This is a genomic window from Palleronia sediminis, assembly GCF_004358695.1.
GTDB classification, from domain to species: Bacteria; Pseudomonadota; Alphaproteobacteria; order Rhodobacterales; family Rhodobacteraceae; genus Palleronia; species Palleronia sediminis.
On sequence record NZ_SNAA01000006.1, the window covers coordinates 128498 to 153479 of the forward strand.

At 63.4% G+C, this 24982-nt stretch carries 25 protein-coding genes, 2 pseudogenes and 1 riboswitch; of the genes and pseudogenes, 9 read left to right on the forward strand and 18 right to left on the reverse strand.

Translation table 11 applies throughout. The annotated features are described in order from the left end of the window. Positions 1-125 precede the first annotated feature (125 nt). From E2L08_RS07500 to E2L08_RS07530, 7 genes and pseudogenes are all read left to right on the forward strand, one after another. Positions 126-428, forward strand: coding sequence for an urease subunit gamma (locus tag E2L08_RS07500; protein ID WP_133396450.1), 303 nt, complete (start codon positions 126-128; stop codon positions 426-428). 245 nt (positions 429-673) lie between these two features. Next, a complete protein-coding gene (locus E2L08_RS17130) occupies positions 674-991 on the forward strand; it encodes an urease subunit beta (protein ID WP_206076989.1) in 318 nt (105 codons plus the stop codon). Next, positions 978-2687 (forward strand): annotated as a pseudogene (locus tag E2L08_RS07510) (urease subunit alpha). Before E2L08_RS17130 ends, E2L08_RS07510 begins: the two are co-directional and overlap by 14 nt. A gap of 2 nt (positions 2688-2689) precedes the next feature. Then, on the forward strand, positions 2690-3370 hold the full coding sequence (locus tag E2L08_RS07515) for an urease accessory protein UreF (protein ID WP_240758151.1): 681 nt from the start codon (positions 2690-2692) through the stop codon (positions 3368-3370). Further along, positions 3348-4202 (forward strand): urease accessory protein UreD, encoded by an 855-nt coding sequence (locus E2L08_RS07520; RefSeq protein ID WP_133396453.1) that lies wholly within the window; start codon positions 3348-3350, stop codon positions 4200-4202. The genes E2L08_RS07515 and E2L08_RS07520 overlap by 23 nt, the downstream gene beginning before the upstream one ends. Continuing rightward, complete coding sequence (ureG, locus tag E2L08_RS07525; RefSeq protein WP_133396454.1) at positions 4199-4939, forward strand: urease accessory protein UreG; 741 nt, start codon at positions 4199-4201, stop codon at positions 4937-4939. The genes E2L08_RS07520 and ureG overlap by 4 nt, the downstream gene beginning before the upstream one ends. A gap of 43 nt (positions 4940-4982) precedes the next feature. Further along, positions 4983-5561: a HupE/UreJ family protein gene (locus tag E2L08_RS07530; protein ID WP_133396455.1), complete on the forward strand. Its 579-nt coding sequence runs from the start codon at positions 4983-4985 to the stop codon at positions 5559-5561. 227 nt (positions 5562-5788) lie between these two features. On the opposite strand, the gene E2L08_RS07535 is transcribed toward E2L08_RS07530, so the two are convergent. Further along, a complete protein-coding gene (locus E2L08_RS07535) occupies positions 5789-6529 on the reverse strand; it encodes an SDR family NAD(P)-dependent oxidoreductase (protein ID WP_133396456.1) in 741 nt (246 codons plus the stop codon). Between the two features lie 62 nt (positions 6530-6591). Between E2L08_RS07535 and E2L08_RS07540 the strand changes: the two genes are divergently transcribed. Next, complete coding sequence (locus E2L08_RS07540) at positions 6592-7794, forward strand: M20 family metallopeptidase (RefSeq protein WP_168771075.1); 1203 nt, start codon at positions 6592-6594, stop codon at positions 7792-7794. Here the strand turns inward: E2L08_RS07540 and E2L08_RS07545 are convergent. From E2L08_RS07545 to E2L08_RS07595, 11 genes are all read right to left on the reverse strand, one after another. Beyond that, positions 7779-8513 carry an SDR family NAD(P)-dependent oxidoreductase gene (locus E2L08_RS07545; RefSeq protein ID WP_133396458.1) on the reverse strand — a complete coding sequence of 245 codons (735 nt, stop codon included), beginning with the start codon at positions 8511-8513 and terminating at the stop codon, positions 7779-7781. The genes E2L08_RS07540 and E2L08_RS07545 overlap by 16 nt on opposite strands. A 13-nt stretch (positions 8514-8526) precedes the next feature. Next, positions 8527-9990 (reverse strand): gamma-glutamyltransferase, encoded by a 1464-nt coding sequence (locus E2L08_RS07550; RefSeq protein ID WP_133396483.1) that lies wholly within the window; start codon positions 9988-9990, stop codon positions 8527-8529. A gap of 483 nt (positions 9991-10473) precedes the next feature. Beyond that, positions 10474-10941 (reverse strand): GlcG/HbpS family heme-binding protein, encoded by a 468-nt coding sequence (locus E2L08_RS07555; protein WP_133396459.1) that lies wholly within the window; start codon positions 10939-10941, stop codon positions 10474-10476. A 2-nt stretch (positions 10942-10943) separates the two neighbouring features. Next, positions 10944-11606: an amino acid ABC transporter permease gene (locus tag E2L08_RS07560; RefSeq protein ID WP_168771076.1), complete on the reverse strand. Its 663-nt coding sequence runs from the start codon at positions 11604-11606 to the stop codon at positions 10944-10946. Positions 11607-11619: 13 nt separating this feature from the next. Next, on the reverse strand, positions 11620-12384 hold the full coding sequence (locus E2L08_RS07565; RefSeq protein WP_133396461.1) for an amino acid ABC transporter permease: 765 nt from the start codon (positions 12382-12384) through the stop codon (positions 11620-11622). Next, complete coding sequence (locus E2L08_RS07570; RefSeq protein WP_168771077.1) at positions 12381-13193, reverse strand: transporter substrate-binding domain-containing protein; 813 nt, start codon at positions 13191-13193, stop codon at positions 12381-12383. Before E2L08_RS07570 ends, E2L08_RS07565 begins: the two co-directional genes overlap by 4 nt. Before the next feature lie 53 nt (positions 13194-13246). Beyond that, positions 13247-14455 (reverse strand): diaminopropionate ammonia-lyase, encoded by a 1209-nt coding sequence (locus E2L08_RS07575; RefSeq protein WP_133396463.1) that lies wholly within the window; start codon positions 14453-14455, stop codon positions 13247-13249. Positions 14456-14466: 11 nt separating this feature from the next. After that, positions 14467-14988, reverse strand: coding sequence for a VOC family protein (locus tag E2L08_RS07580; RefSeq protein WP_133396464.1), 522 nt, complete (start codon positions 14986-14988; stop codon positions 14467-14469). Then, complete coding sequence (locus E2L08_RS07585) at positions 14985-16109, reverse strand: acetoin dehydrogenase dihydrolipoyllysine-residue acetyltransferase subunit (RefSeq protein ID WP_168771078.1); 1125 nt, start codon at positions 16107-16109, stop codon at positions 14985-14987. The genes E2L08_RS07580 and E2L08_RS07585 overlap by 4 nt, the downstream gene beginning before the upstream one ends. A 10-nt stretch (positions 16110-16119) precedes the next feature. Then, the gene (locus E2L08_RS07590; protein ID WP_133396466.1) at positions 16120-17130 is read right to left on the reverse strand and encodes an alpha-ketoacid dehydrogenase subunit beta; all 1011 of its coding nucleotides are present in this window, start codon (positions 17128-17130) and stop codon (positions 16120-16122) included. Positions 17131-17133: 3 nt separating this feature from the next. Beyond that, on the reverse strand, positions 17134-18111 hold the full coding sequence (locus E2L08_RS07595) for a thiamine pyrophosphate-dependent dehydrogenase E1 component subunit alpha (protein ID WP_133396467.1): 978 nt from the start codon (positions 18109-18111) through the stop codon (positions 17134-17136). Between the two features lie 126 nt (positions 18112-18237). Between E2L08_RS07595 and E2L08_RS07600 the strand changes: the two genes are divergently transcribed. Then, positions 18238-18705, forward strand: coding sequence for an Lrp/AsnC family transcriptional regulator (locus E2L08_RS07600; protein WP_133396468.1), 468 nt, complete (start codon positions 18238-18240; stop codon positions 18703-18705). Positions 18706-18713: 8 nt separating this feature from the next. Here the strand turns inward: E2L08_RS07600 and E2L08_RS07605 are convergent, their stop codons facing one another. From E2L08_RS07605 to E2L08_RS07630, 6 genes and pseudogenes are all read right to left on the reverse strand, one after another. Beyond that, positions 18714-19703, reverse strand: a complete 990-nt coding sequence (locus E2L08_RS07605) for an ABC transporter permease (RefSeq protein ID WP_133396469.1) — start codon at positions 19701-19703, stop codon at positions 18714-18716. Position 19704: 1 nt separating this feature from the next. Continuing rightward, the gene (locus E2L08_RS07610; RefSeq protein ID WP_133396470.1) at positions 19705-20532 is read right to left on the reverse strand and encodes an ABC transporter permease; all 828 of its coding nucleotides are present in this window, start codon (positions 20530-20532) and stop codon (positions 19705-19707) included. Continuing rightward, positions 20529-22295: an oligopeptide/dipeptide ABC transporter ATP-binding protein gene (locus E2L08_RS07615; RefSeq protein ID WP_133396471.1), complete on the reverse strand. Its 1767-nt coding sequence runs from the start codon at positions 22293-22295 to the stop codon at positions 20529-20531. The genes E2L08_RS07610 and E2L08_RS07615 overlap by 4 nt, the downstream gene beginning before the upstream one ends. Further along, positions 22288-23070: an N-acyl homoserine lactonase family protein gene (locus tag E2L08_RS07620; RefSeq protein WP_206076985.1), complete on the reverse strand. Its 783-nt coding sequence runs from the start codon at positions 23068-23070 to the stop codon at positions 22288-22290. Before E2L08_RS07620 ends, E2L08_RS07615 begins: the two co-directional genes overlap by 8 nt. Positions 23071-23074: 4 nt before the next feature. Continuing rightward, positions 23075-24601 (reverse strand): ABC transporter substrate-binding protein, encoded by a 1527-nt coding sequence (locus tag E2L08_RS07625; protein WP_133396473.1) that lies wholly within the window; start codon positions 24599-24601, stop codon positions 23075-23077. A 60-nt stretch (positions 24602-24661) separates the two neighbouring features. Next, a riboswitch (guanidine-I (ykkC/yxkD leader) is annotated at positions 24662-24777 on the reverse strand. A 98-nt stretch (positions 24778-24875) separates the two neighbouring features. Then, positions 24876-24982 (reverse strand): annotated as a pseudogene (locus E2L08_RS07630) (IS5/IS1182 family transposase); the annotation flags it as partial.

The following is a 24982-nucleotide window of genomic DNA, read 5'->3' on the forward strand; positions in this document are numbered from 1 at the left end:
TCGTTGCAAGGCCTTTGGGCATTCCGGCGCCGGGAGCGAATGCCAGGTAATAAATCGGTGTCAGTGCCCGATTCTTCCGTCACCGTGATCCAAGCGACCGGGTTTCTGACCGACAGGAGGTGCCGATGCTGCTGAGCATGCACGAGCAGGAGCGGCTCATGGTCTACACCGCCGGCAAGCTCGCGCTGGAGCGGCGGGCGCGGGGGCTCAAGCTGAACCTGCCCGAGGCAACGGCACTGCTGACCTCTTACCTCCTCGAGGGGGCGCGCGACGGCGAGACCGTCACCGACCTGATGAAGTCGGGCCGGAACGTGCTGACCCGCGACGACGTGATGGAGGGCGTGCCCGAGATGATCGCCCGGATCCAGGTCGAGGCGACCTTTCCCGACGGCACCAAGCTCGTCACCGTGACGGATCCGATCCGATGACCGACAGGCTCAATCCCTTTGCGCAATTCGCCGCGGACAATGCCGGGCGCGGAGAAACGGCCGGAACGCCGCGGCATCCGACGGACGATCCGGGGCGCGACTACGATCGCACCAGTTCCGAGGCCCCCGAGCAGACCCGCTCTTCGGGCATCAGCGACCCGAGCGAGCCGCGACGCCCCGGCACCGGGGCCCGCCAGGCGGCGCGGCGCGCGTCCGAGGCGCCGCTCGACGAAACGTCGGATCCGCTGGTGCCCGGTGAAATCCTCTATGGCGAGGGCGATGTCGTCATCAACGAGGGGATGGAGGTCACGACGATCCGCGTGGCCAACACGTCGGACCGCCCCATTCAGGTCGGTTCGCATTATCATTTCGCCGAGGTGAACCCGGCGCTCGAATTCGACCGCGCCGCCGCCTGGGGCAAGCGCCTCGCGGTGCTTTCCGGCGGGGCCGAACGGTTCGAGCCGGGCGCGGTGCTCGAGGTCGATCTGGTCCCGATCATGGGGCGGCGCGTGGTGCTCGGACTGCGCGGGGAATGCCGGGGAGAGCTCGATGCAGCGAATTGACCGCCGCGAATATGTCGCGTCCTACGGGCCGACCAAGGGCGACCGCATTCGTCTTGCCGATACCTGCCTGACCATCGAGGTCGAGGAGGACCGTTCGGGCGGCGGTGACGAATCCGTCTTCGGCGGCGGCAAGTCGATCCGCGAGTCGATGGGCCAGTCGTCGCATACGCGTGCCCAGGGCACGCCGGACCTGGTCATCACCGGCGCGGTCATTCTGGATCACTGGGGCATCATCAAGGCCGATATCGGCATCCGTGACGGGCGCATCGTGGGTATCGGCAAATCGGGCAATCCCGACACGATGGACGGGATCGACCCGGCGCTGGTCATCGGCCCCTCGACCGAGATCATGGCGGGCAACGGGCTGATCGCAACCGCCGGTGCGGTCGATACGCATGTGCATTTCGTCGGGCCGCAAATGCTGCAACTGGCGCTCGCCTCGGGCGTAACCACCGTCACCGGCGGCGGCACCGGCCCGACCGAGGGCTCGAAGGCCACGCTGGCCACGCCCGGTTCGTGGTGGATGGAGCGGATGCTCGAAGGTTTCGACCCCTGGCCGGTCAACGTGCTTTTCCTCGGGCGCGGCAACACCATGTCGAAAGAGGCGATGTGGGAGCAGTTGCGCGGCGGCGTCGGCGGTTTCAAGGTCCACGAGGACTGAGGCGCGACCCCCGCCGCCATCGACGCCTGCCTGTCGGTGGCCGAGGAGTCGGGCGTGCAGGTGGCGATCCATTCGGACACGCTGAACGAGGCGGGGTTCGTCGAGGATCTGCTCAAGGCGGTCGATGGCCGGACCTTCCACGCCTTCCATACCGAGGGCGCGGGCGGCGGGCACGCGCCCGACATCATCTCGATCGCGGGCGAGCGCAACGTTCTGCCCGCCTCGACCAACCCGACGCGGCCCTTCACCAGGAACACCGTGGCCGAGCATCTCGACATGGTCATGGTTGCCCATCACCTGAACCCGCAGGTGCCCAACGATCTGGCCTTCGCCGAAAGCCGCGTGCGCGCCGGCACCATCGCGGCCGAGGACATCCTGCAGGACATGGGCGCGATTTCGATCATGTCGTCGGACGCGCAGGCGATGGGACGCATCGGCGAGACGGTGATGCGCAACTGGCAAACGGCGCACCAGATGAAGAAACTGCGCGGATCGGCCCCCGGCGACGACCGCGCCGACAATATGCGCGCGCGGCGCTACGTGGCGAAATACACGATATGTCCGGCCGTCGCGCATGGGATGGAGCGCGAGATCGGCTCCATCGCGGTCGGCAAGAAGGCCGATATCGTGATGTGGCAGCCGGCCCTGTTCGGCATCCGCCCGCATACGGTTTTCACCGGCGGCATGGTTGCGACGGCGGCACTTGGCGATCCGAACGCCTCGATCCCGACGCCGCAGCCGGTGATGGAGCGGACGGGGTTCAACGTGCATTCCCCTGCCTCCGGGGCCACCAGCCTCGCCTTCGTGTCGCAGGCGGCGCTGGATGACGGTCTGCCCGACCGGATCGCCACGCGCCGGCGCTTCGTCGCCATCGAGAACACGCGCGGACGGGGCAAGGAGGACATGCCCGAAAACACCGCCCTCCCGCGTATCGAGGTCGATCCCGACACCTACCAGGTCAGGATCGACGGCGAGGTGGCCGATCACGAACCCGCCCGCGAAGTGCCGATGGCACAGCGATACTTCCTGTTCTGATCGTGGACGGGGCAGGGGGATCGGCGGCGCTCCTGCTGCTCTCGGACGGACGGCTCCCGGCGGGGGGATATGCCCATTCCGGCGGGTTGGAGCCGGCGGTCACGGCCGGGCGCGTTACCGACATGTCCGACCTCGAGCGGTTCCTCGTGGGGCGCGAGGAAACGGCGGGGCTGATCGCCGCGGCGTTCTCGGCCGCGGCCTGCGAACGGTCGAGGCGGGGCGAGCTGTTCGAGATCCCCGCGCTCGAGGCCGAGCTCGACGCCCGCATCCCCTCGTCCGAGCTGCGCCGCATCTCGCGCGAACTCGGGCGGCAGTTGCGCCGCGCCATGTCCGCCGTGCATCCCCATCCCCATTACGACGCGCTCGGGGCTGCGCCGCACCAACCGGTGGTGATGGGCGTCGCCGCCGCGTCGCTGGACCTTTCACCGCGCGACATGGCGCTGGCCATCCTGCACGAGACGAATGCGGACGCGGCGGCCGCGGCGGCCAAGGTATTGCGCGTCGATCCGTTCGACGTGCATGCCATTCTCGCGCGCATGGCCACGCGGCTCGACCGGCTGGCGGGCGAGGCTGCGCGGGCGGCCCAGGGGCCGTCGGCCGACCTGCCCGCGCCGGGATCGCCGCTCGCCGATATCGCGGCCGAGCATCACCGGAGGGCCGATGTTCGTCTCTTCGCCTCCTGAGCCCGCGCCCCATGCGAACCACATGGTCGCGCGGGCCGTGCTCGCGTCGGAACTCGGGCCGGATGGCCGGCGCAGCCGCGTCAGTCGCCTGCGCTCCGACGGGCCGCTGGTCCTGCGCCCATCGCATCCCAAGGGGGCCGAGCCGCTTACCCATCGCCGCACCGATGCCGCCCGCGTCTCGCTTGCCGCGGGCACTGCCGGTCCCCTTGGCGGCGACGATTACGCGCTGTCGATCCATGTCGGCGCCGGCAGCACGCTGGTGTTGCAGGACGTGGCGGCGATGCTGGTCCTGCCGGGGGCGGGCGGTGGCCGGTCGCGCATGTCGCTCGACATCCGCGTGGATGACGGGGCCACGTTCGTCTGGTGGCCCGAGCCGATCATCGCCGCGCATCGCTGCGACCATACCCACGACATCCGTATCGAGATCGCGCCCGATGCACGCATGATCCTGCGCGAAGAGGCGATCCTCGGCCGCCATGGCGAGGTGCCGGGCAATTTCGCCTCGCGCCTGCGCATCACGCGCGGCGGCGCCGCCCTCTACGATCAGCGCCTTCGCTTCGGCCCCTCGGCCGCCGGTGCCGACGGGGCGGCGGTGCTGGGCGATGCCGGTGCGGTCGGATCCATCATCGCGGTCGATCCGGCATGGGAACGGGGCGCACCGCCCGCAGACCCCTACGACCGGGGGGCCGCGCTCACGCCGCTTGCCGGCCCCGCGATAGCGATCGGAGCGGTCGCGGCCGACAGCCTCGCCCTGCGCCGCCTGCTGGTGCGGGGCCTCGACATCCTGGGCGGCCCATGGATCGCCCGACATAACGGAAAGGACGGATCATGACCGACGAGACCAAGAGCCACCGCGCCCTGCGCCTCGGCGTCGCCGGCCCCGTGGGCACGGGCAAGAGCTCGGTGATCGCCACGATCTGCCGACAGTTGCGCGACGAATTTGCGCTCGGCGTCGTCACCAACGACATCTATACCGACGAAGACACGCGTTTCCTCAAATCCGCGGGCGTCCTGCCCGAAGAGCGCATCCGCGCCGTCGAGACCGGCGCCTGCCCGCACACGGCGATCCGCGACGACGTGACCATGAACCTGATGGCCGTCGAGGACATGGAGCGCGATTTCGCGCCGCTCGACATTGTGCTCGTCGAGAGTGGCGGCGACAACCTCACCGCCACCTTCTCGCCCGCGCTGGTCGACGCGCAGCTTTTCGTGCTCGACGTGGCGGGCGGCGGCGACGTGGCGCGCAAGGGCGGGCCCGGCATCGCGCGCGCCGATCTGCTCGTCATCAACAAGATCGACCTCGGCCCCCATGTCGATGTGGATGTCGACCGGATGGTGGCCGATGCCGAGGCGGCGCGACACGGCGCCCCGGTGCTCGCCCTCTCGCGTCACCGCCCCGAAACGGTTGCGGCGCTTTGCGACTGGGTCCGCGCGATACATGGATCCTGGGCCAATGGCAGTCATACCCCCATAGATCCGGGTCCGATGGCCCCGCATCATCACGGCCCCAAAGACGATCACACCCACGCGCATGGTCATTCGCATCCGCATCACCACCCGCATGACTGACCGGGCTTTCCCCCGCCTCCCCCTTTCGGAAAGGATTCTCCCGATGAAGCGACTGCTCCCCGTCCTCTTCCTTGGCCTTACCGCGACGCCGGGGCTGGCCCATGTGCCGGCAGGCAGCTACGGCTCTTTCGCCGCGGGCTTTACCCATCCGCTTTTCGGGCTCGACCACCTGCTCGCCATGGTCGCGGTCGGCCTCTGGGCCGGTCTGCTCGGCGGGCGCGCCGTCTGGGCGGTTCCGGCGGCCTTTGTCGTCGTGATGGTCGCGGGGTTCGCGCTGGCACTCGGCGGCGCCGCGCTGCCGGTGGTCGAGCCGATGATCCTCGCCTCGACGGTCGTGCTCGGGCTCGCCATCGCCTTTGCGATCCGCCTCGATCTGCGGGTCTGCGCGGCAATCGTGGGCGTCTTTGCACTGTTCCACGGCTTTGCCCACGGCACCGAGCTGGGCGGAGCGGGCGCGCTCAGGTTCGGCGCGGGCTTCGTGCTGGCGACGGTCGTGTTGCACGCCGTCGGAGTTGCCGCAGGAATCGCCGCGGGCCGTTCGGCGCGCCGAGAACGGAAGGGCCTGCGTCATGCGGATACGGTAATGCTTTGCCCGTTCTGGAGAACTGTGAAGTTATATTGAGGTGTATCCTGATAATTCGGTATATGCTGCATTCGCTTGACTATGCTGGCTGCACACGATGCGTGACACGAGCACTGAACGCCTCGTCGTTCATGGGGCCACCGAACACGAAGGGTTCGTCGATTTGCGCGTGGCGCAGCACCGCGATGAACGTCAATCTGCGGCAAGGGCAATGCGGCGCTAGTTCGATCCGGTGGTGACCCTTCGGCGACCGGCCGTGTAAGCGCTCACCCAACCTGCCACCCGCCATCGACGACGATAGTCTGTCCGGTTACGTATGTGGCCAGATCAGAAGCAAGCCATACAAACGCGCCCGCGACCTCTTCGGGTTGCCCCAACCGGCCCATGGGGATGCGCGTGATAAGGCGGTCGCGTGGATCCGATTTTCCTTCGGCGCGACGCGCGGCGACGAGCTTCTCGATCATCTCGGTCTGTATCTGTCCCGGTGCCACGGCATTGACGCGTATACCACGCAGCGCGAGATCGGCGGCCATTGCTTGCATCAGGCCTGTAACCCCAAACTTACTTGCAGAGTACGCCGCGTTCTCCGCGCTTGCTTGAACACCAAATAGCGACGAGGTGAAAATGATCACGCTGCCCGCGGGAAGACACCGCGCCGCTTCGCGGGCGGTGAGGAAGGCGCCATGCAGATTGACGTCGATTATGGCGGTAAACTGCGCTTCCTCCATGTTCGTGATGTCGGCGAGATGAAGAATCCCGGCGTTCGGCACGACGATATCGGGCAACCAACCGTCACGCTCCAGTTCGCTGAAGACGTTGGTAGTTGCGGCCCCGTCGGTAACGTCCAGAGCAATCGCACGGGCTGCATGAAAGCCGTCCGTATCCGGTGCTTCGAGATCGGCAAGGATGAGGCGGGCGCCCGCCTCGGAAAAAGCCTTGGCCACCGCTCGGCCGATGCCTCGTGCGGCGCCCGTAATAAGGGCGGTGCGGTTCTGCAGAAGTGTCATAGATTTCGTTTCCCAATACTGATGGCTAGTTGGGTCTGAAGGGGATTGCTATGGTCCCTCCCATGAAAACACCGTTCCCTAAGGAACTCTGTTCCGATTGTGCCAAAAAGGCGGTCGAACTCCTGAGCGCACTTGTCGGGGCGCAAAGTATCAATCCGCCCGGCGATACGCGGGAGCCGATCCGCGTTGCGCGGGATTGGCTGGATACCCATGGCCTTCCGTACGATATCATCGCCGCCAATCCGGCCAAGCCGAACATCGTCGTGCGGATCGAGAACGGGGCCGGACCGCATCTTGTCTTCAACGCGCATCTCGACACGGTTCCGCCGGGTGAGCGTAATGCTTGGAGTTTTGACCCACTCGCCCTGACGGAGCGAGGGGGAAGGTTGTACGGTCTTGGCACCGGCAACATGAAGGGGGCGGCGGCTGCTATGATGTTTGCCTGTCGCTGGCTCGCCCTGCACAAGGCCGATTGGAACGGAACTGTCACGCTCACCCTCGTTGCAGACGAATGCGTCTTTGGGCCGGATGGCGCCGAACATCTTCTCGAGGCACGGCCGGACGTACGGGGCGACATGCTGATCTGCGGCGAAGGACCGGGCGCCATGCAACTCGGCATTGGCGAGAAAGGGTTGCTTTGGGTGCGTTTGCGCGCGACCGGCCGCGTCGGACAGGGCATGCTGACGACGCGTGGGAGCGCTGCGACAGTACGTATTGCCGCGGCGATATCGCAGATCGACGCATGGAACGAGATCCGCCGTAGCCCGCCCATTGCCGCGCTTGATCATTCGGACAATGCAGAAGGGATGCGCCTGTCGGCCAATGTGGGGTGGATCGAGGGGGGAGGTTTTATCAGCCAGGCCGCCGCCAATGCGGTGGCCGACGTGGATTTCCGGCTTCCATGTGGGATGATTTTGGCCGATATTACCGCCCTGCTTGATTCCCTTTGTAGGGATGACGGGCTCTCTTGGGAGTTGATCAAAGGTTGGGAGGCGAATTGGTCGGACGACGGAACCGAGGTCGCCCGTGCGGTTACCGATGCTGCGCAAGAGGTGCGCGGCACAGCGCCTCTGCCTGTTACGCGGCTGCCGGCCTCCGACGCAAGCCGCTGGCGTGCGCTGGGTATTCCCGCAGTCTGCTACGGCCCCCAGCCGGAGCTTGCATCGGGTGTGGACGATTACGTGAACAGTCAAGACTTTCTCGATTGCATATCGATTTACGCCCTGGCGGCCATCCGTCTTCTGCCCACTCAAACCGCCGAATAGCCACCATCGACCACGATCTGCGTGCCGGTTACGTAGCGCGCTGCGTGTGACGCGAGGAAGGTGACAATACCCGCCACGTCCGCGGGTGTTCCCTGCCGGCGCATCGGAATGGAGGCTGCCAGTGCGCGCTCAGCCTCGGATGCGTCCTTCTGCGCGGCCCAGAAAGGCGCGTTGAACGGTGTGTCTATGAAGCCGGGCAGCAAAGTGTTGACCCGTATTCCGTCCGGAGCCAGCTCGTCAGCCAGCGATCGCGCAAGGCCGATAAGGCCCGATTTCGTCGCGTGGTAAGCCGGCATCCTGGCATGGCCGCGCAGTGCACCTGTTGATGCAGTGAGGATCACCGAAGGGTTGTTCGAACGGCGCAGCGCAGGGGCGGCAGCCTGAACGAGGAAAAAGGGCGCGGAGAGGTTCACCGCGAGCGATTGCTCCCACATCTCGTGGGTCCAGTCGGCAAGAGGGGCGGAGGCGAGCACAGCGGCATTGGCGAAGAGCGTGTCGATCCCACCAAACTTCGTCACGCATGTCTTGACGATCTCCGCGGGAGCGCCGGGTTGGGAAAGATCGGCCTCGACAAAGTACGCCCCGGCCGTCTGGCAAAGCGCAGCGCCCTCTTCGGCGGCGATATCGGCCAGACACACGTCGTGCCCAGCCTCGCGGAAAGCTTCAAGGCTTGCGCGGCCGATCCCGGTCGCGCCGCCCGCAATGAGTACGGTCGGCATGAGTTTTCTCCCTTCAGGCGACCCCGGCCCAAGTGGTGCGCCGCCAATCAGCAAGTGCGAACGGTGTATTGCCGTGCCGGCCCGCCGCAGTGATTGCACCGAATCGCATGTCGCCGGCTTCGGTCGGCACTGTTCGGTGACCGTTCCTAGAAAGGTCATCCAGCGCGGGATGGCCTTTTTCAACGAGCAGCTTGCCATCCTCGCTGCGCCAACGCGGCGCGGCAACTGCATCGGTCAGGGAGGTTCCGCTAGCGAGCCAGTCCAGCATGACCTGGAGCAAAGACTGCACCTGGCCATCCGCGCCCGGCGTAGAGATCGCGCAGGTCCCGCTCGGCCCGGTGACAAGCGCCGGTGCGAGGGTGTGGACAGGCCGCTTCCCGGGTGCGAATGCATTTCCCTTACTGGTGAAGCCGCCACCGCGGTTGTTGAGTACAAAGCCGGAGCGTGGCAGGAAAACGCCTGAACCGAAATCGTCGAAGACCGAGACGAGTGAGGCAGCACTTCGCCCTTCGGCATCGCTGGTACAGACGCCTGCTGTGTGCAGGTAGCTGCGAGGTCCATCCTTTAGGCTCGCATGGGCGCGGTCGATTTCAAGAACCTCGGAGAGCAGATCGATGCCTCGGGCGATCTCATCGCGGTATTCGAAGACGGCCAGCGTCAGTTCGACGCCGACATGGGCGCGTTCGGCCGAAGTGTAATCGCCTGCCTCCCATGCCGCGAGACACATCGCAAGCAGGGCGCCCTGCGAGGCCGGAGGCTGGACGTGGACGACGTGATCGGCAAACGCCACCGCAACGGGTGTCGTAATCATGGCGGCTGGGCGCTCGAGATCGGCTTCGGTCATGTCCGAGCCGCCTTCAGAGAGCACCTTGAGCATCTCCGCAGCCACCTGACCGCCGTAGAATCCGGCACGGCCTTCGAAGGCGATAGCTTCCAGCGTCTGCGCGAGCTCGGGCTGTTTCAGACGCGCACCGGGTTCGACCTTGATCAGGGGCCACTTCCCGGCCCCGCCGGCCTCCAGACGAGACTTTTGCGCATCCCGCGCCGCTGCAAGACCCGGATCGACGCGGGTGCCATTATGTGCCAGCCGGATGGCGAATTGCAGCGCCGGGCCGAGCCCGCACGCCATACGCGGAGCCAGCAAAGTCCAGCAATCCACGATTCCAGGCACCATCACGCTCAGGGGACCAGATGAAGCGATGCGTTCGGCGCCGAGGGGAGCAGCGCCCGCGCCATTGATCGCCGTCACCTCGCCAGCCTCTTCAAGCAGAACGAAAGCATCTCCCCCCAGCCCGCAAGCATCAGGCGCGACCACGGTTAGAACTGCCTGTGCGGCGACAAGCGCGTCGACCGCATTGCCCCCCTCAATCAGCATCTGCTGCCCGGCTGCGACGGCAAGGGGATGGGCTGCCGAGACGGCACCTCGGTCTCCAGCGAGTGCCGGGCGCGGAACGGAAGAGAAAGGGTTGAGTTGCATGTTAATGCTCAATTTTGCTGGATTGACGATCAGGGCGCAGCAGCGCTCGCAGCGAGATTGCATGCACATGCAGCGCGGCAATCCGCAAAGAGGCGCGTAAGGAAGGTCGGTTCTGACCGGGTGACACTAGTTTTACGGCGCAGCTTCCGATTGGCGACCCCGCAGCATGGTAGCAAAGGCGATGCGAGCGAAGACCGTCATGCTTGAACATCTGTCGACAGCGTTGTCTGAAAACGCGCCTGACACGGTCCCAAAGAGGTTCCGCCGCTCTGGCCTCCGTATCGGAGTCCCATCGAGAGAGTGCGGGTATACCACCGCAGGTTCCCAAGTATCCGTGCCATAAGAGCCGAAATTGATTTGAACCGCCGGCGCCGGGCTCATCCCAATCCGCGGCAAAGAAACTCCTAAGTCCGACACGATCTCGGCGTCGCCGCCCATACCAATCACGCCCGCCGACAATGCCGGAAAGCAGCATGATAAAGGTCATCGTACCGAGATGGGCGGAGCCGATGCCGGTCGCTCCGGACCGCGCTCCGAGAACCTGTCCGAAATCGCGAGTGCAGAACGGGCACAGGTCAGATCGGCTTCCGCCGGTCCGGATGAGACGCCGATGCCGCCGATGAGTTCGCCGTCGAGATAGATCGGTAAACCGCCCTCGAGCCCGGTCTGCCGTCCGCCGCAGGCCAGTGCAACGGCAAGCTCGTTGTCGTTCGGCGCTGAGGCGAAATAAGTCGAAGCCGCTGTTCGGGCTTTGGTTTCACTGATTGCAAGTGCATTGAGCCTGGCGCCGTCCATCCTGAGTTGGGCAAGAACGACACCGTCGCGGTTCACAATCGTAATGCATTGCGGCTCGCCGATCAGTTCGGCCTCCCGCGCTGCGGCGTACAGCATCTCGAGCGCAGCGGCGTGGCGCAGGCGCAGGGAATGGATTGCGAGGGGATCATCGGTCATGTCTAACCTGCTGCTTTGGCCAGCCTGCGTTCGATGTGTTCGGCGAAGCGGGCGATGGGAAAGATTATGATGAAATACGCTATCGCGATGGCGGTGAGGAACTCAAAGTAGCGAAAGGTCTGGGCGCCAAGCACGTAGGATTTCAGTGCGAGATCCGCGACGCCGATGGTCGCCAGCAGGGTCGTGCCCTTCAGCAACTCGGTCATGAAGTTGACAAAGGGCGGGATTGCAAGGCGCGCGGCCTGGGGCGCGATCACCCTTAGCCATGTAGCACTGCGCGGTAGAGCGAGGGCACGCGCCGCCTCCCATTGACCTTTGGCCACTGATTGGACACCGCCGCGGAAGATCTCGCACAGGTAGGCGCCAGTCACGAGACCGAGCGCCAACGAGCCGGAAAACAGCCCTGAGACGCGGAAACCCAAAAGGGGTGGCAGGCAGTAGAACATCCAGAATATCAACACCATCTCGGGGATCGAGCGGAAAACGGTTACGTAGACACGCGCTGTTCCGGCCAGAAAACCAGTCTTGCGCAGCCGCATTCCGCAGAGTGCCACGCCCAAAGGCAGCCCGATGACTAGTGCGATAACGAAAGACACGAGCGTTATCTGCACGCCTTCCCATAGTGCTGGTAGATTGGCCCAAACGATACTGAAATTAAGGTTCATCGCGCTGTTGCCCTCATAATGCCGGTTGAGCCTTGGGGATGACAGCGCTGGGTCTCTCCGTCTGTACGAAGCCATAGCGCCGCTCGATCCGTGCGGCGATGCTGCTCAGCACGAGCCCGCAGGCGAGGTAGATCAGCGCGACCGCGGTATAGATCTCGACGGGGCGGAAGACGATGTTGTTGACACGGTTTGTCACCTTCATGAGGTCGTCCACCGCGAGAATGCCAAGTATCGCTGTCAACTTGAAAGTCGAAACCGCGATATTGGAAAGTGCAGGCAGGATGAGCGGCCAGACCTGCGGCAGGATTACCCTGAAGAATGTCGGTCTGCGGGGAAGGCCAAGTGCTTTGGCTGCCTCCCACTGGCCGGGCGGGATCGCGGTGATGCCCGAGCGCATGATGTCGCAGACGTAAGCCGAAACGTGAAGAGTCAGGGCGAGTAATCCCGATTGCGTCGCGCTCAATGAAACACCTGTGAGCACCGGAAGGGCGAAGTGAATCCAGACTGCCTGAACCAGAAGCGGCGTGAAGCGCATCAAGTCTACGAATGCCATTACCGGCAGATTGACTAGCGGCCCGCCCCGCAATCGTCCGAACGCAAGCAGAAGCCCGCCCGGGATCGCCATTGCGAAGGCGGCAAAAGTCAGCCAGAGCGTGGTGATCAGGCCCCAGGCGAGCGGCTCTCTATATTTTAGGAGAGCCGAGAAATCCAAGCTTTCCAGCATCGGGCGGTGTTCCTTCGACTTCGGAAGACACAGGGCAAAGAAACGCTTGCTCACTGCTGGGCGATCGTGTCGAACCAGCGGTCGCGCTTTGTAGCGATCACTCCATTGGCGACTTTGTCGCGGATGAAAACGTTGAGAAAGCTCAGCATGTCCATGTCGTCGTGCCGAACGGCATAGGAAAGCGAGACCGGTTTGAGGAGGTTGTCCTCGCCGTTAAGCAGGCGCGTTTGCTCGGCAAGTGCCGGGTTCTGTGCCGTGAGGATCCGCAGAAACCCCGGATCGACGAGCACCGCGTCTGATTGACCGGAGAGAACAGAGGTCGGCCCCGCGTTGGCTTGGTCCGTCACCAGTTCGGTGACTGTGGCATTCGGAAAAAGCTCGGCTGGATACTGCGCCTCAACCGTTCCAGCCACGCCCGCGAAAGTCACGCCCTCGCTGTTCACGTCTTCCAGCGTTTGCAAATCGCTGTCGACTCGTACCATCACATGAAAGCCGTAGGTGTCATAGGCATCTGTAAACGCGACGGAAAGCGCCCGCTGTGGGGTAGCGAAGAGGTTGGCGAAGATGACGTCGTATTGCTCGACCTCCAGCCCGGTCACCAGGGTTGCCCAGGTCGCCGGTACGACCTCCAGTTCAACCCCCATGATTTCGGCGACCTCTTTGGCGAGGTCGATGTTAAGGCCAACGTAATCACCGCTCATCGCGTCGGGATACTGGTAGGGCGGTCCTTCGGCGACGCCGACGCGAAGTGTACCCCGGTCGAGAACCTCCTGAATGAGCCCTTGCGCGCCGGCTGTGCCAGCAGCAAGTGTGATCCCGGTGGCCAAAGTGACCGCGTGGGACAGCTTTCGGAGCATTGTCATGATGGGTCTCCCGTGTAGGGCGGCGATCATGCCGCTGTTTGTCACGCTGCGTTCTATGCGGCACCGACGGCATCGGGCCTGGAACCGACCACTTTGGCCCAGAGGTCAGGCGCTGTGGCGCCTTCGCTGCCGATGGCGAGAAGCCGCGATCTGGTATCAATGCCCAAAGCACTGCGGATAGCGGGCTGACCGGCGGCTGCGAGGATGGCGGCTATTGGCGCGCAACCGCTCTCGCCGGAAACAAGCGGCGGATCGCCGTAGCGCCCTTCTGCTAGTAGGCGCATCGTGTCGATGGCCGCGCTGTCGCCGATGGTAAGCATATCATCAATGGCCTGATGGAGCACCGGCCAGGCGACGGGTGAAACCTCGCCTGCCGACAAGCAGGCCATAAAGCTGTTGACGTCGCCTCCGAGCGGCTTTGGCGTACCCGTCTTCAAGGCACGGAACACGCAGTCGGCAACATGCGGCTCGACGACGATCATCCGGGGCCTGTCTTTCCCGGCCCGCAGCGTCCAGTATCCGGAGATTGCTGCCGCCAGCCCGCCGACGCCGGCGGGGACGAACACGTGGGTCGGAGGCTCTGCGAGTTGATCGAGCAATTCTCGAACGATAATCGTGTAGCCCTGCGTGACGAGCGTCGGCACCAGCGGCGAGCCTCCGCCGGCATTGGTGTCGGCGACCAGTATCCAGCCGTTGGCCTCAGCGTCGCGGGCGCAGGCGCGGACAGAATCGTCGTAGTCGCCCTTCATCCGCACCATCGTCGCACCGAATGCAGCGATGCCGGCCTCACGATCCTCGGAGACGTTCTCATGAATGTAGATTCGGCATGCGCAGCCGAACATCTGCGCTCCCCAAGCGACGGAGCGCCCGTGGTTGCCGTCGGTCGCGCAGGCGACCGTGATGCCGGAGACGATATTTGCATGGGCGCCGTCAATCAGTTCGGGTGCGCTGGCCGTCAGTTCTTGCTCCGCAAGCTTGTTCTGGATGACGCGCAGCACCGCGTAGGCTCCACCAAGCGCTTTGAAGCTGCCGAGCGTGAAGCGATGCGCCTCGTCCTTGTAGAGCACGGCGCCGACATTTGCGATTCGCGCAAGGTTCGACAAGTCGATCACGGGTGTCGGGGCATAGCCCGGCCAAGAGGTGATCTCATCAGCGGCGGCGCCGGAGGCGTCCTCGGTGATCGCCTCGGCAGCTTCGTCGCGCAGGGCGCCGCTAGCGGCGGGATTGACAGCGTGTCGTGCCGGTGTTTCGAAAGATGTCATGAAATGTCCTTTCAGTCGGCGGGACGCAGGGGCGACCAGAGTTTGACGTTGGCCTCCATCTCGTAAGCCTTGCCATGGGGAAAACTGACCAACTCCATCTGGAGGCCCCAGGGCGCTTTGAAGTAGAGCCAATCAGATCCCGCAGCTGGACCGCGGTCTACGTGCTCGGGAGAGCCCGACAACTCGACGTCATGCGCTTTCAGGTGTGCGGCGGCGGCCGAGATGTCATCGACGTAGAGAGCAATATGATGTCCTCCGCGCGCCGCGTTGCCCGGATGCGCGTCAGATTCGACATCTAGATATTCAAAAACTTCAAGGTTTAACCCCGTCCCTAGCCGGTAGAAGCGATACCGGCAGCGGTTGGCAGCATGAGTCCCCAAAATGCGCGTCATTGCATCGGCCCCGGAGATTTCACCGCCGTCAAAAACAAGCTCGGCTCCCAAGACACCGCAAAGAAACGCCTCGGCAGCCTCCAGATCAGGTACGGTGAGGCCGACATGCTCGACGCCGCGCAATCCCGGAAGCCCGGTCATTCGGCGCGCTCCAGGTGAGCGGCGATCAGGTCGTTGACCTTGCCGCTCTTTTCCATTTGCGGCATGTGGCCCGCCGCATCGATCAATTCGACGGTAGCGCCTTTCGGCGCCGCCTCCGCGCCCGAGGCGGGCAGGATCGCGTCCTCGCGGCCCCAAACGACGAGAAGCGGGCGGGTAAGCGCAGATAGCTCCTCCGCTACGCCCTCGGCCGCGGCGGCGCCCATGAGATTGGCCTCGGCGATGGCGCGCAGCGCGGCGTCGGCGCCGTCTAAGCGCTTGTAGGCTAGCGTGCGCTCGATCATGTCAGACGTGATGGCCGCAGGATCGGCAACGAGCATCTGAAGCGTGGTTTTCATTGGTCGCCGTCGCTCGGCGTTCAGAAAGCCCTTGATGAAATCTTCGTTTGCATCCGCGCCCAGCCCGGCCGGCGCAATGAGCGTCAGCGAACGTGCGTCGACCGCGCCGGCGGCGAGTCGAAGGGCAATTCTGCCGCCGAGCGAATGCCCCGCCAGATGCGCGCCATCGGGCATGAGATGTTTGATCACTGGAGCAAGCGCATCAGCGATTTCGGCGAAGCCCGCTAGGCCCGGCGCCATTGGGCTATTGCCGTGGGATGGTAGTTCGATCGCGTGAACGGGGCGGCCAGCCGCAAGTGCCTGTTGATTGAACATCCAGGCGCTGGCATCCGCGCCGAACCCATGCAGCAGGACGAGAGGAGTGCCCTCCGCGCCACCGTTCGCTGTGACCACGTTGACGCGCAGATCGCCGATTTCGACGATTTCCTCCATCACCGATGGTCCAGCTTCGTCGTCTTGCTCGAACCAAGCGAAGCCGCCGAGGAATTCGTCGATCTCCTCATCACTCACGGCGGCTTCCGCCATAACCGCAATGAGGCTTCCGCATGGGGCGGACTGACCTTCGTGCACAAGAATGCGGCGCAATATACCGCCCTTCTCCGCCTCGACGGCGTTTGCAATCTTGTCGGTCTCGACGTCGAGAAGATCCTCGCCTGCCTCCGCTTTTCCACCCTCTGAGACGTGCCAGGCGGCGATCTTGCCCTCGGTCATCGTCATGCCCCACTTGGGCATTGTGATCGGGACAATGCGGTCCGTGTCATTCATGGCTCTATCCTCATCTGTGGGCGAGCGAGCGGCGCACGGCATCAACGATGCGAGCGGCGTCGGGCAGGTAGGCGTCCTCAAGAGAGGGCGCGTAGGGCACAGGCGTGTGCGGGGGCGTGACCTTGAGGATTGGAGCACGCAGTGCACCGAAAGCCTGCTCGGCGACGATGGAAGATATATCAGCTGCCATGCCGCAGCGCGGGCTGGCCTCGTCGACGATGATCACGCGACCGGTTTCTTCCGTAAATTCAAGGATCGTTTCGGTATCGAGCGGCGAGGTCGTGCGCGGGTCGATTACGCTGACATTGATCCCCTCTTCCGCAAGCTTGGCTGCGGCCGCTTCGGCCCGGCCGACCATCCGCCCATACGCGAAAATCGCGGCGTCGGGCCCCTCTCGTACAATCCGCGCTTCGCCGAAGGGCACGGCATAAGATTGGTCGGCGACCTCACCCTGTTCATCGTAAAGCATCTTGTGTTCGAGGAAGACGACGGGGTCGTCGTCGCGGATCGCCTCTATCAGCAGACCCTTGGCATCCGAGGGGGTCGATGGGATGACGACCTTGAGGCCGGGAATATGCGTGAAAATTGGGTAGAGCGCCTGGCTGTGCTGACTGGCCGAGCGAGCGCCTGCGCCAAAGGTCGCGCGCAATACCATCGGGCAGCGGGTTTTGCCTCCGAACATGTAACGGAACTTCGCTGCCTGATTCATCACCTGGTCGAGGCAGACACCGATGAAATCGACGAACATGATCTCGACGACCGGGCGCAGCCCCGTCAACGCCGCCCCGGCGGCCGCTCCGACAAAGGCGCTTTCGGTGATGGGCGTATCTAGAACGCGCTCGCGCCCATAGGCTCCGAGGAGGCCTTTGGTCACACCGAAGGCACCGCCCCAGGCATCCTGTTCGCCGTCGCCGCCGGTGCCGCCCGTCACATCTTCGCCAAAGACGACTACCCGGGGATCGGCTTTCATTTCCTGGTGCAACGCTTCGTTCAGCGCGGCGCGAAAGCTCTTGCGGCCCATCGGTCAATTCCCTTCGGCGTATGAGACGTAGACATCGGTTTCCAGCGTTGCCGGATCGGGCTCGTTTGCAGCGCGCGCAGCCTTCACCGCCGCGTCGATTGCGTCCTCGACCTCCGCGTCGATTGCGTCCAGCGTTCCTTCTTCGATCAAGCCGCTCTTGATTAGCGTGGCGCGTAGGCGTGTCAGACAATCGCGCTCATGGCGCTGCACCCGCTTAGATTCCTCACTTCGGTAGGTATCCACGTCTCCATTGAAATGGCCGTAGAAGCGTTCCGTTTTCATATGCAGTAGGCTTGGGCCCTCGCCCGCACGGGCGCGGGTAACGGCTGCAGAGGTGCTTTCATAAACGTTCGACAGTGATAGTCCGTCCACAAGTTCGGCGGCCATGCCGTAGCCCTGTGCTCGCATGACGATATCACCGGCGGTCGCGAATTCGCTGCTCGTCGCCTCGCCCCAGCCGTTATCCTCGATCACAAAAATTACGGGCAGGTTCCAGACCATCGCGAGGTTGAGTGATTCCGCCGTCGTTCCTTGGTTAACGGCGCCATCGCCTGAGAATGCCACGGCGACAGAACCAGTTTTAAGGGTCTTGGCGGTAAGGGCTGCGCCGCAAGCCAAAGGCGGACCGCCCCCGACGATGCCGTTTGCGCCAAGCATGCCGACATTGAGATCGGCGATATGCATCGAGCCGCCCTTTCCCTTGCAGGTCCCGGACTCCTTTCCAAGAATCTCTGCCATCATTGGACCCACTTCGCAGCCCTTGGCGATGGAATGGCCGTGCCCGCGATGCGTTGAAACGATGTGGTCGCCATTGCCGAGCGCCATGCAGACCCCAGTCGCAACGGCCTCCTGACCGGCATAGAGATGGGTAGAACCGGGAACGCGGCCGGCTTGTGCCTCCACATGGACGTTCGTCTCGAATGCGCGGATTGTACGCATCGTGCGGTAGGCCCTCTCGAGATCTTCACGACTCATCTGCATGGGGGTCGGACCTTTTAAAATGATCGTCGTGAAAACGGTAGGAGCGTTTCAACAGGAGGAACTTGCGTAAAGCGTAGTACAATGCAAAAAAATGGATAGTTTTCATGTTTATCGGGTAATTCTTGCATGGCCCTAGATAGCTTCGATCGGCGAATTCTGCGTCTCGTCCAGCACGACGCACGGCTAACGGCGCAACAACTCTCCGCGGTGGTGGGTTTGTCGCCCTCTGCATGTCATCGGCGGCTCGCGAGACTTCGGGAGAGCGGGGCAATCCATTCCGAAATCGCGGTTATCGATCCCGCCGCGGTGGGGCGGGCTGTGTCGCTCATCGTGATGGTAACGCTCGAGCGCGAGCAGACCGACGTAATCTCTGAGTTCAAGCGCGCCACGCTCGAGAGCGTAGATATTTCGCAATGCTACTACGTCACGGGCTCGGCCGATTTCGTAATGATCCTCACGGCGCGCTCAATGGAGCATTACGACGTCTTCGTGCAGAATTTCCTCTTTGCCAATCGCAACGTACGCCGTTTCGAGACACACGTCGTGATGGATCGCGTCAAGGTCGGCTTTGGGGTACCCATCGACGATGCATGAGTCGGGTCTCAGAGACCGATTCTCGGATCGGCCAAAGATTGCAGAATATCGAGCATCAGCACCGCTAAGATGTAGAACGCTCCGAAGACCAGTGCCACGCCGAGCACCGCGGCAAGATCGGAACTGGCGAAACTCTGAACGAGGTAAAGCCCTAGCCCGGGCCAAGCGAAGATGCGCTCCACGATCAGCAGATTTCCGAACATGAGGCCGATCTGAAGCCCGACCATCGAGAGCGGCGGCCCGGCGGCATTGCGCAGCCCGTGCCGCGCGATCACCGTGTGCTCCGAAAGGCCTTTGCCTCGCGCAGTGCGGATCCAAGGCTGGTTCAGTCTGTCGGAAAGTGCGCCGGCGAGACTGCGCCCGACCGACACGGCGACTGGAAACGCGAGCGCCAGCGCTGGAAGGACGAGATGATGCAAGGCCGACAGAAAACCGCCGGGTCGTCCGGCAAGAAGCGTATCGATTAGCATGAAGCCGGTGGGGCCCGAGAAACGCCGGATACCGATTCGGCCCGATCCGGGGAAGATGTCGAGCTTGAACCAGAAGACATAGATCAACAGCAGAGCCGAAAGAAAGATCGGCACTGATCCCAGCGCCAACATCGTCAAACGCACCGGGGCTGACCCGAACGTACCTGTCTGGACGAAGGCGAAACCAACCGCCATCGTGATGCCCAGGAAGAGGGCCGCGGCGACGAGTTCGAGCGAGGCAGGTAGGTAGCGCGCGATATCGGCGGCAACGGGCTGACGGGTGCGCACCGAGGTGCCAAGATCACCCCGCACAACTCCCGCCATGAAATCGACGTATTGCACGAGGATTGGACCGTTTAGGCCCATCTGCTCGCGCACGGCCGCTACGGTCTCGGGGGGCGCGGCAGGGCCGGCCAACGCCCGGGCGGGGTCGGCCGGGATGATCGCTTGAAGCGCGAACACGATGGCGCTCATCGCCCAAAGCACGATGACAAGACCGATCATGCGCCGCGTGAGGAATTCGATCATATCAAGCACCTCGTACGATACGCCGCAAACCATCCCCAGCGAGGTTCGACATCAAACACATCACGAAGATCGCCGTCGCGGGCAGGATCGGCAGCCACCAGAAGACTGTCAGACTGTCCAGTGCGCGAGCGGTCATCGCGCCCAACTCGGGCGCCGGCGCCGGCTGTCCGAGGCCGAGGAAGGACATCAGCGACATGATCATGACGACGTTGGCGACGTCGAGCGTTGCCGCGACGAGCAAGGCTGGCACAATTCCAGGGAGCAGGTGGCGCCTGATGAGCCGGGCAAGTGGTAGGCCGGCGCTGCGAGCGGCTTCGAAATGCGGGCGAGATACGAGTCGCCGCACTTCGTCGCGTACGATACGGGCATACCACGGCCACCAGAAGATCAGAATCGCGAGCATCGTGTTGAACAGCCCGTTGCCAAGGGCCGCAACCACGGCTAGCGCGATCAGCGTCGAGGGTAGAACCATAAAAAGTTCCACGAGCCGCATGAGCAACAGGTCTGTTCGTCCACCGGCGAGCCCAGCGACGAGGCCGATTGCGCTGCCGAAGATCAGCGCACCGGCGATGATCGCTAGGCCGGGTAGCCAAGTGTATGTCGTACCCAATAGAATGCGTGAGAGCATATCACGCCCGATCTCGTCGGTGCCGAACCAGTGCCCTGGTCCAGGCGGGAGGTAGGCGGAATCGACACGCAGGTAGGGGTCGTGCGGCGTGATCCACGGCGCGATTATTGAAAGCACCGTGATCGCCACGAGCGCAAGTAGCGCCAAGCTTTCGCCGGGGCCGATCCGATACATCAATTGTGCCAGAAGGCTATCTCTCATGGCGCGGCCCGCTCGCTGACGTTGCGTGCACCCATCCGGGGGATCGCGGCGATGAGGGACCGGGTGTAGGGGTGGCGTGGCGCCGAGATGACTTCTTCCGCCGGCCCCGCCTCGACAAGCCGCCCCTGCTCGAGCACTGCAATTCTGTCTGCAATCAGCCGCGCGGCGGCAAGGTCGTGGGTGATGAAGAGCATCGCGATCCCCTTCTTTCGGCGAATCTCGTTGAACAGGTTGAGTGTTTGTGCCGCAAGCGAGACATCCATTGCGCTGATCGGTTCATCGCAAAGCAATAGGCGCGGCAGGTTTATCATCGCGCGAGCGACGACTGCGCGCTGGCATTGCCCTCCTGACAGGTCGGATGGAAGCGCTTCGGCCAATGCTGGATCGAGCCCAAGACCTGACATTGCCTCGGCGACGCGGTCTCGCCGTTCGTGTCGACCAAGTTGCGCGGGCAACCGCTCGGCAATCTGCGCCCCGATCCGCATCCATGGCGTAAGTGAGGAGAATGCATCCTGGAAGATCACCTGCGGTCGCGCGCCGTCGGGCAGACGTACCTCGCCGTGATCCGCGGTCTCGAGCCCAGCAGCGATGCGCAAGATGGTGGATTTGCCCGAACCGCTCTCGCCCACGAGTGCAACGCATTCGCCTCGCAAGATCGTCAGATCGACCCCGCGCAGCACCTTCTTGGGCGCGCGGCGGCCGAACCAGTTGCGTGGTCCGGCCGGAAAGGACTTGGTAACACCTTGGATCTCGAGGGCAATCTCATCCTCGTGCTCGAACTCGGGCCAAGGATCAGCCGGGGCATCAGCTGCGGCTGCATCTATCCCTGCGCGATGGCATAACGCCAAATGATTCGGCCCTGCGCCCGCCAGCTTCGGCGGCGGTTCTTCGTGACAGACCGAAATGGCTAGGCCGCAACGCCCGAGATAAGGGCAAAGGCCGACCTCGGGTACGTCCCGCGCCACCGCACCGGCCGGAAGCGGACGTGTGCGGTCGGAAGCAAGATGAAACCGGGCCGACATAAGATCGCGCGTATAGGGATGTGCCGGTTCGTGAAGCACGTCTGGGGTCGCGCCCCGTTCGACGATCCGGCCACGATAGCAGACGAGTACTCTGTCGGCGAGGGTCGAGGCGACGCCCAGATCGTGGGTTACAAAGAGGATCGCTGTGCCTTCATGGGAGAGGCTACGCAGCAGCCGGAGGATCTGCGCCTGCACGGTAACGTCGAGCGCGGTGGTCGGTTCATCGGCGATCAGCAGTGCGGGATCGGCAAGCATCGCCATGGCAATCATCACGCGCTGTCGCTGTCCTCCGGAAAGGCGATGCGGATAGCTCCCTAGAATACGGTCGGGATCGGGCAGTCCGGTTCGCTCAAGCCAGTCGCGCATTGTGTCGCGGCTAGCATTGGCGCCTTCGGCCATCTGGCTCCCTATGGTCATCGTCGGATTGAGCGAGGACAGCGCATCCTGCGAAATCGCTCGCACGCGATCCCGGCGAAGACTGCGGAGCGAGCGCTCGGGCGCATCCACGACTTCCTGCCCGGCAAGCTTGATCGATCCCGAGATACTTGGCGTAGCCAGAGCATTCAGTAGCCCTTGGATCGCCAGACCGATAGTTGACTTGCCGGAGCCGCTCTCTCCAACCAACGCCACCACTTCCCCGGGCGCCATGTCAAAACTGATGTCATGGAGGATGCGATGAGCGATTCGATCGCGGAAGAGGTCCACGTTGAGGTCGCGAATAGAAAGGACGGGCTTACCCATAATAATCGGGCGCAAGACGCAGCCCTAATAGCAGATTGGGATCATGGGTGAGCATGAGTGTCGTGTCGGTCTCTTCCACCAGACGGTTGATCCGGCGGATCGACGCCAGCGCCTCGGCATCATCGGACGCCTCGCCTGGCAGGATTTCTTCGTCGAAGTTTTCCATCAAGTCGCCTACGTCGCCGGCGAGCAGCACCATGCCGGTCTCGGGGAGCTCGAGAAGCGCGGACATGTGTCCTGGTGTATGGCCGGGGGTGGCGAGCAGGTCGATCCCCGGCATGAGGCGGTGATCGCCGTCAAGCAGATGCCAGCGGAGCCCTGGCAGATCGTAATCCCGGGCAAACCAAGCCGGCCCGGCAACGCTCGACATCGCGTGCTCCATTTCTCGACGCTGGACGTAGAGATCGGCATGGCCAAGGCGTTTGATATGCCCGCTGTGGTCGGCATGCAGGTGCGACAGTATCACCGCCGAGATATCCTCGAAGCCGATACCAATGTGTTTGAGTTGTGGCTCCATCTCGTGATGATCTTGCACCACTGGCGGCGGATCCCAGCCTTTCAGAAGAAAGTTCGTGGCTAGCCGCGCAGGGTCGCGCAGGTTCGCCTCGTCGAGCCCGGCATCGAAAAGAATCCAGCCGTGATCAGTATCAAGCAGGTATGCCGTGATCGGGACGGAAATCAGGATCCGCTCGCCGCGCCCGCGCGTCGAGATCGTGCGCGGAATGATTTCGAAACCGCAGAGCAATACGAAGAGTCGGTTGACCGCAGTGGTCACCGGCTCAATCCGCCCAGCGAACCATGCCGAAATCGATGTTGCCCGGCGGGAAGACGGGCCGAAGCCCAAGGTCGGTAAGCCCCTCGGCGTGGACAACGACATCTTGCACGTCAACGAGGGGAATGAACTTCCCGGCCTCCACCCACATCTCGCCGGCGCGTGCAAATGCAGCATCGCGCTCGGCAATGTCCGTCATGGATGCAGCGCCTTTCGCAATTTCGTCGGCTTCTGGCAGCGAAGCGCCCATCAGGTTGAGCACTGCGCCTGTCTGGTAGAACACGGCAGCCTGGTTCTCGGGGTGGGCACTGTCGGGGTTGGCCCGCGAGACGAGCAAGTCCGGTGCGGTTTCCATTGCGCCCTGCAGGACGAAAAGTGCACCGGCTGGCAGCACATTGACCTCGCTCTCCACGCCGATCGAAGAGAGTTGAGCCGAAAGTAGATCGGCGACCCGCCCGACATTCTCTGTTTCCTCGACGCCGTAACCCAGCGTGACCGAGACCGGGCCCTGTGCCTCAATCGCAGCGCGGGCCGCTTCCATGTCCGTTGGGAAGACTACCGGGTTATCGGGCGTGAGCATCGCTGCCTGGAACAGCGATTTCGCAGCTGTAGCGTAGCCGGCGAAGGCATCGACGATCCAGGTTTGAGGCGCGATCGCTGTCAGCACCGCTTCGCGGACCGCCGCATCCTCCGCGATCATGCTGCCGGGCTTTACGAAGGCCAGAATGAGCGCCATGCTTTCGTTTGCGGTGATCTCAAGTCCCGGAGCTAGGGCGGCGAGTTGGGCCCAGGGATAATTTGTTGGAACCGCGTCAATCTCACCGCTACGCAATTGCAGGATCTGCTGTCCGATATCGGGAATGACCGGGATCTCGATCCGGTCGAAATACGGGGCGGTCCCATGATAATCATTAAAACGGACGAGTAAGTAATCCTGCCCACGCGCGAAGCGCTCCAATACGTAGGGTCCGGTGCCTACGGCGTTCTCTGTCGCCCAACTGGCGGAATTGTCGTCCGCGGCATTCTCGGCAAATGCTACCGGGCTCGTGATTTTCGGACCCCAAGGACTCGCGAGTTGGTCGAGCAATGAGGGTTGCGGCTGGCCTAGCGTCAAGACGACTGTATCGGCATCTGGAGCGGACATCTCGGTGACGTTCCACAGAAAATAGCTCAGCATCATGTCATCGCCCTGCCGCCGCTTGAGCGCGGCAAGGACCGCGTTGGCATCCATTGGCGTGCCATCATGGAAACTGACGTTATCGGTGAGATCGAATGTGTAGGTCAAACCGTCCTCGGAAATTGTCCATCGCGTCGCCAGCAGACCGGTGATTTCGGTAGTGCCGGGGGAATATTCGACGAGACCCTCGTAGACAGAGTGTATTGCACCGAGGCCGAGCGCCTCGAAGGAATTGTCGGGATCGAAGGAGGTGATGTCGTAAGTCACTGGCACGCGCAACAATTCCTGCGCCGCCAGAGGGGTGGCGCCTGCAACGAGGGTGGCGGCAAGGGCGATACGGATCTTCGAAACGTTCATGAGGCAACTCCCTAGGTTCGTCGTTTGAGACGAGGCGCATACGAGCGACCCGTCACAATGCTCTCCCGGGCTTTTACCCCTCCGTGTACCGCGCGACTGTCGGTCGCGGGTGGCGTCTCTCGGACCAAACTCCGCCGCGATAGTCGCGCACGGATGGAACCCTAGACCCCCTACATCCAAGAAAAGATCGAACGATTCGGTGATTCGCGCAAGTGCTTTGGTGAAACGCGTTACTTATCAGCGGCTTGACAGTAGAAATTCCTAGGGTCAGGATTCATAACCAGAACATGACGGTTGCGGCGAGGGCGATGGCGGAGAGGAAGACCTTCGGGCATCTGTCGTAGCGGGTGGCGATGCGACGCCAGTCTTTCAACCTACCGA

What these genes read in the sequence shown, in the direction of transcription:
- E2L08_RS07500 (WP_133396450.1), top strand. Translation starts at nt 126, where the DNA reads ATGCTGCTGAGCATGCACGAGCAGGAGCGGCTCATGGTCTACACCGCC.
- E2L08_RS07520 (WP_133396453.1), top strand. Translation starts at nt 3,348, where the DNA reads ATGTTCGTCTCTTCGCCTCCTGAGCCCGCGCCCCATGCGAACCACATG.
- ureG (WP_133396454.1), top strand. Translation starts at nt 4,199, where the DNA reads ATGACCGACGAGACCAAGAGCCACCGCGCCCTGCGCCTCGGCGTCGCC.
- E2L08_RS07530 (WP_133396455.1), top strand. Translation starts at nt 4,983, where the DNA reads ATGAAGCGACTGCTCCCCGTCCTCTTCCTTGGCCTTACCGCGACGCCG.
- E2L08_RS07535 (WP_133396456.1), bottom strand. Translation starts at nt 6,529, where the DNA reads ATGACACTTCTGCAGAACCGCACCGCCCTTATTACGGGCGCCGCACGA.
- E2L08_RS07540 (WP_168771075.1), top strand. Translation starts at nt 6,592, where the DNA reads ATGAAAACACCGTTCCCTAAGGAACTCTGTTCCGATTGTGCCAAAAAG.
- E2L08_RS07545 (WP_133396458.1), bottom strand. Translation starts at nt 8,513, where the DNA reads ATGCCGACCGTACTCATTGCGGGCGGCGCGACCGGGATCGGCCGCGCA.
- E2L08_RS07550 (WP_133396483.1), bottom strand. Translation starts at nt 9,990, where the DNA reads ATGCAACTCAACCCTTTCTCTTCCGTTCCGCGCCCGGCACTCGCTGGA.
- E2L08_RS07555 (WP_133396459.1), bottom strand. Translation starts at nt 10,941, where the DNA reads ATGACCGATGATCCCCTCGCAATCCATTCCCTGCGCCTGCGCCACGCC.
- E2L08_RS07560 (WP_168771076.1), bottom strand. Translation starts at nt 11,606, where the DNA reads ATGAACCTTAATTTCAGTATCGTTTGGGCCAATCTACCAGCACTATGG.
- E2L08_RS07570 (WP_168771077.1), bottom strand. Translation starts at nt 13,193, where the DNA reads ATGACAATGCTCCGAAAGCTGTCCCACGCGGTCACTTTGGCCACCGGG.
- E2L08_RS07575 (WP_133396463.1), bottom strand. Translation starts at nt 14,455, where the DNA reads ATGACATCTTTCGAAACACCGGCACGACACGCTGTCAATCCCGCCGCT.
- E2L08_RS07580 (WP_133396464.1), bottom strand. Translation starts at nt 14,988, where the DNA reads ATGACCGGGCTTCCGGGATTGCGCGGCGTCGAGCATGTCGGCCTCACC.
- E2L08_RS07585 (WP_168771078.1), bottom strand. Translation starts at nt 16,109, where the DNA reads ATGAATGACACGGACCGCATTGTCCCGATCACAATGCCCAAGTGGGGC.
- E2L08_RS07590 (WP_133396466.1), bottom strand. Translation starts at nt 17,130, where the DNA reads ATGGGCCGCAAGAGCTTTCGCGCCGCGCTGAACGAAGCGTTGCACCAG.
- E2L08_RS07595 (WP_133396467.1), bottom strand. Translation starts at nt 18,111, where the DNA reads ATGCAGATGAGTCGTGAAGATCTCGAGAGGGCCTACCGCACGATGCGT.
- E2L08_RS07600 (WP_133396468.1), top strand. Translation starts at nt 18,238, where the DNA reads ATGGCCCTAGATAGCTTCGATCGGCGAATTCTGCGTCTCGTCCAGCAC.
- E2L08_RS07605 (WP_133396469.1), bottom strand. Translation starts at nt 19,703, where the DNA reads ATGATCGAATTCCTCACGCGGCGCATGATCGGTCTTGTCATCGTGCTT.
- E2L08_RS07610 (WP_133396470.1), bottom strand. Translation starts at nt 20,532, where the DNA reads ATGAGAGATAGCCTTCTGGCACAATTGATGTATCGGATCGGCCCCGGC.
- E2L08_RS07615 (WP_133396471.1), bottom strand. Translation starts at nt 22,295, where the DNA reads ATGGGTAAGCCCGTCCTTTCTATTCGCGACCTCAACGTGGACCTCTTC.
- E2L08_RS07625 (WP_133396473.1), bottom strand. Translation starts at nt 24,601, where the DNA reads ATGAACGTTTCGAAGATCCGTATCGCCCTTGCCGCCACCCTCGTTGCA.